The following is a 3,861-nucleotide window of genomic DNA, read 5'->3' as shown; positions in this document are numbered from 1 at the left end:
CATGGTTATGCATGAAGGGGAAGTGGTTGAATCAGGGGATACTCAAAAAGTGCTTTGCGACCCTCAACATATCATTACACAGCGTATGATCGAGAGTCACTTTAACAAAGCGCCTTGTTTTAAGTAGAAGTAAGTTCAAGTAAAACCTGTTTGAATTGGGCTCACTTGAGGTAGCCTTACTTCCCTTTTTTATCTACTTACCATTCGAGAAAAATAGCCAAACTGCAACTAAGCTTTCCTAGACACACCATTTTCTAGGAGAGCGCGGTTGCGTGAGAACAAACTCGAACAGTTTTTTGCTTCTAACAGCCTTTGGATAGCAATACTCATCATCTTCGCTTTTGCAGCCCAAGCGATCTTATTGCAATCGAATCTGCTACTCAATTCTGATGTATCATTTCTTACTCAAATGGCACTCAATACAACTGAAGCTGATTTTTACACGCAGTACTACGAAATAAACCCACCGTTAATTATCTATATTTACAAAGTATTTTTGGTTTTCTATCACCTTAACTTTCTAGATGAAATCTCCTCTCTTCGAGCCAGTATGACTGTGCTCATACTGTTTGTGTCCTTTATCAATCTATATATCTTGCGAGAAACTCGGTATGGAGTACTCATCGCAATAGTATTTTCATTCTCACTCTATTTTGTTTATCCACTTAACTTCTTGCAGCGAGAACATATAATCGCGACGTGTTTCACCCTGTACTTTTCTCAGGTTTATTCGATTTTAGTTGGGAACAAAACATCCCTAACTTTCAAAGTGTTTTCATACACACTGCTAGCTCTAGCACTCTGCTTAAAGCCACAATATCTCTTGGTCGTGTTATTCGTCGAGGGATACCTAATACTACTAACCCGACGCTTAAGGCTGCTTTTTAGACCTGAACTCATTGTTACAGGGATATTCGGGCTCTGTTATCTCGCGTTTGTTTTTACCAAGCACAACCAGTATTTTGAGTTAATTGCTCCTATCGCCTCAAGCACTTACCAAAGCTATTTCATTAACAAAGTTGATCTTTTTTTCAGTGGCCTGTTTTTACTCGTTGTTGCGTATTTGCCATTCTCTTTTCTAAAAAAATCCGAACATATAAGTCGTCACTATTCCAACCTGATGTTGATAATCACATTTTCCGGAATATTAGCGTTTTGGGTTGGGCAAACGGGGTTTAGCTATCACCTCTTTACCGCAGTCACGTTTTTAACGTCCCTCATGATAGTAAGTTTAATTTGTTCATTGCTCGACTTAGCGACCCATCGACGCCTAACGAATCTATTGCCTGTTATTTTCTTTGTTACATTCATTATATTGTTGAACAAAAATAACTTCTGGCGATTTTCAGTCCCTAGCTATGCTTCTGGTTTGAATACTTTAATTGATAGCCAGACAAGAAATTTTCCTGAAAATACACCTGTTCGAGTTAAATCTCTCTATAACGCTATAACAACTCACACGACCGTTGGACAAGACATCATGTTTTTTTCTACTACGATGCATCCAGCCCATTCCACAAGTTTATATTCAGGTCTCAATTGGGTTGGTTCTTTTCCGGTTCTATGGCCTCTTCCTTATGCACTGAACAATCCTGGAGACCCCATCAGCAGTGAGGTTTCTGCTTTCGTCATGAGCACAATCATAAAAGACATCACTAAAAGAAAACCGCACCTTATTGTCATAGAGACGAGTGATGAACTTCGGCGCTACCCCGCACATTTTTCCTTTAAGGCTTATCTAAACAGTGACTCTTCAGCCGCAATGGCATTTTCAAACTATGCTTTAGTGGCGGATAGCGTACATAAAGAAATGAAATTTGAGCTTTACCGAAGGAAGGTTGAATGACTAGACAAACAGTAAGTATTGTCTGCCCCGTATACAATGAACAAGACAATATTCCCTCCTTTGTTCAAATTGTTTCGTCTGTTTTTGAGCCTTTGGATCAGGACTTTGAAATCCTATTCATTGATGATGGTTCAAGCGACCTAACACTGGAGTCAGTAAAAAAAGAGATAGCCAGCTGCAACGCTGTCAGATTCGTTTCCTTAACTCGAAATTTTGGCAAAGACGCTGCCCTGACAGCAGGCCTTAATCACGCAACTGGTGACGCCGTTATCCCTATGGATGTCGACCTGCAAGATCCACCTCAACTTATTCCAGAAATGATAGCACTTTGGCAGTTAGGCAATGATGTCGTTCTAGCTCGAAGAAAAAGCAGGCATCAAGACTCTTGGCTAAAAAGAAACTCAGCTAATCTCTACTATTATCTGATGAGCAAAGTTGCTGAACAGCATTTACACTCTAATGTTGGCGACTTTCGACTGCTAAGCAGAAATGTAGTCGATTCTATTAATAAACTTGAAGAACGTTCGAGATACATGCAAGGCATATTATCTTGGGTTGGTTATAAGTCAGCCTTCGTTGAGTTTGACAGGCAAGAACGCGTTTCTGGCTCAACCAAGTTTAACTTTAAAAAGTTACTCCATCACGCACTAGATGGATTAACCAGTTTCAGCACAGTCCCACTTAGGTTCTGGAGCTTACTCGGTATTTTCTTTTCCACGATCTCATTTTCGTATGGAATATACATCATCCTATATACCTTAATTACCGGAGGTGACACTGATGGGTTTGCTTCCATTTTCACTGCCATTGTTTTCTTCGGAGGCATACAGCTCATTGGAATTGGCGTACTCGGCGAGTACATCGGTCGCATTTACATTGAGTCCAAGGCACGACCTTTATATCTCATCAAGGAGCAGAGTGAATGCAGCAACACGTCTACCAAGAAATGATTCAAAGCCAAAAAACGCATTGGTGGTACGTTGGGCGTAGAAAAATACTGGATAAAATTTTGTCTAAGTTAGAGATCAGGGGCGCTTCACTACTAGAAATTGGCGGTGGAATGGGTGGCAATATCGACCTGTTAAAAGCGTATGGGGAGGTGACAGTGTTAGACAATAATACTATTGCTATCAGTTACCTGCATGAAGCATTTAACGTCAAAGTCGTTAAAGCTAACTTTCCTGAAAAGTCAGAATTATACATACCTCAGTTTGGCTGCATTTTAATGCTGGACGTATTGGAGCATATCGAGGATGACAACTTAGCACTAACACAACTTGCTAAGTCAATGCAGAAACACGCGAAACTCGTTATCACCGTTCCTGCTTATCAATTCTTATGTTCTCATCATGATGAAGTAATGCACCATTACCGGCGCTACAGCATGTCTAACATTACTGCATTGGCGGAATCAAATGGATTTACAATCAAATACAAAAGCTATTTTAATACACTGTTGTTCCCGATTGCCCTCATAACTCGAACAATCAGTAAACTTTTTGATAGCATTCATAGAATTGAACAGAATAGTGAAGCGGGGGTAATAAACTCTATGTTGACCAAGCTGTTTTCATTGGAGTCTGCCTTGCTGCCAAGATTTAGCTTCCCGTTTGGATTGTCCATAGTTCTAGTTTTAGAGCCTAAGGATGATTAAGCGATTTATCTTTTTTGGTGCCATCACCACACTAATTTATACATTAGTATCTGCACTTCTGATTGATGTCGTCGGTTTTACTCTCTTTCAATCCCATGCGTTGGCTTACGTTTTATGTTCACTCATATCCTATTACTTCAATTGCATTCATGTATTTGAAGCAAAGAGCAACAAAGCAAGCATCACAAAATTTGCTTCAATGTCATTGAGCTTTTTACTCATACTCACAGTCACTGATTACAGCGTTCATCGATACGGTATTCACCCTCTTTATAGCTCTGTTGTCATTCCGCTGCTATACCCAGTCATTAGCTTTACTTTCATGCGATTCATTGTGTTTAAGCCCATAAAAAAAGGTTCA

At 39.9% G+C, this 3,861-nt stretch carries 4 protein-coding genes and 1 pseudogene; all 5 read left to right on the top strand.

Annotated elements, in window-relative coordinates; translation table 11 throughout:
- Positions 1 to 127 (top strand): annotated as a pseudogene (locus BCU12_RS07810) (peptide ABC transporter ATP-binding protein); the annotation flags it as partial.
- A 141-nt stretch (positions 128 to 268) separates the two neighbouring features.
- Positions 269 to 1,846: a hypothetical protein gene (locus BCU12_RS07805; RefSeq protein ID WP_102403779.1), complete on the top strand. Its 1,578-nt coding sequence runs from the start codon at positions 269 to 271 to the stop codon at positions 1,844 to 1,846.
- Complete coding sequence (locus BCU12_RS07800) at positions 1,843 to 2,796, top strand: glycosyltransferase family 2 protein (protein ID WP_102403778.1); 954 nt, start codon at positions 1,843 to 1,845, stop codon at positions 2,794 to 2,796. Before BCU12_RS07805 ends, BCU12_RS07800 begins: the two co-directional genes overlap by 4 nt.
- Positions 2,769 to 3,500, top strand: a complete 732-nt coding sequence (locus BCU12_RS07795; protein ID WP_102403777.1) for a methyltransferase domain-containing protein — start codon at positions 2,769 to 2,771, stop codon at positions 3,498 to 3,500. Before BCU12_RS07800 ends, BCU12_RS07795 begins: the two co-directional genes overlap by 28 nt.
- The coding region (locus BCU12_RS07790; protein ID WP_133153831.1) for a GtrA family protein at positions 3,493 to 3,861 on the top strand (369 nt) is incomplete at its 3' end. The genes BCU12_RS07795 and BCU12_RS07790, both read left to right, overlap by 8 nt.

The organism is Vibrio sp. 10N.261.55.A7, assembly GCF_002877365.1.
Taxonomy (GTDB): domain Bacteria; phylum Pseudomonadota; class Gammaproteobacteria; order Enterobacterales; family Vibrionaceae; genus Vibrio.
This window is presented reverse-complemented; position numbering and strand designations above follow the sequence as displayed.